The following is an 882-nucleotide window of genomic DNA, read 5'->3' as shown; positions in this document are numbered from 1 at the left end:
AGAACGTGTTTGGATACTTTGACATTCGATTTGATTTTAGTTAAATTAGATCAAAAACAGGAGTTTTTAATCCATGAAAAGCTTTGCACACCATTATAGTAGCGACATCTCTCGTGAACAATTTGAACTAATCCGGACAGATCTAGAAGGCATACGTAAGCGGACTAAGCCAAGAAAGGTTGATTTATATGATATCTTTTGCGCCCTGCTTTATACCTTGAAAAATGGGTGCGTTTGGCGCGATTTACCCAGCGATTTTCCTAAATGGGAAACCGTCTATTATTACTGGTTACTTTGGACTAAAACGCCATCTCCTGCTGGTATCACTCCTCTGGATAAGGTTTTAAAAAAATTGTCAGCCAACATCGGTTGGCTCAGAAGCGTTCAGTTTATACATCGTTCATCATTCTAGATGCTCAAAGTGTCAAGAATACCGATCCTGCTGAAAGTAGCGGCTACGATGGTGGTAAAAAGGTGAGTGGGATTAAGCGCCATCTTGCTGTAGATATCAATGGGCTGCCGATGGCAGTCCATGTGACAACCGCCAATGTTTCTGAGCGTGATGGCGCCAATGCGCTACTGGCGTTAAACAAATCACAGTTTGACCTGGTTCAACGAGTAATGGCCGATGGTGGTTATACTGGTAACAACTTTGCTCAATCAGTTCAGGCAATGATTAACGCTGAAGTCATTATTGCTAAACAGAGTGACCTTAGGCACGGTCAAGTGACCCCGCAACGCTGGGTTATCGAACGCAGTTTTAGCTGGCTAGGAAAATATCGGCGCCTCTGGCGCAATTGTGAGCGAAAGCTGAACACCAGTAAGATGATGATTAGCTTAGCCTTCCTGCGAATACTCTTGAAAAGATTCTAAACACGTTCT

The 882-nt window shown here is 43.2% G+C and carries 1 protein-coding gene; it reads left to right on the top strand.

The genetic code is table 11. The features are described from left to right. Positions 1-73: 73 nt before the first annotated feature. A protein-coding gene (locus ACOV1R_RS16055) for an IS5 family transposase (RefSeq protein WP_088899809.1) occupies positions 74-873 on the top strand; the annotation gives its coding sequence in 2 pieces (ribosomal slippage) (positions 74-344 and positions 344-873; 801 coding nt in all). The last annotated feature ends 9 nt before the right edge of the window (positions 874-882 follow it).

Source organism: Lactiplantibacillus sp. YT640, assembly GCF_049745435.1.
Classification (GTDB): Bacteria; Bacillota; Bacilli; order Lactobacillales; family Lactobacillaceae; genus Lactiplantibacillus; species Lactiplantibacillus plantarum.
Note: the sequence above shows the minus strand (reverse complement) of the source record. Positions and strands in the feature narration are given on the sequence as shown.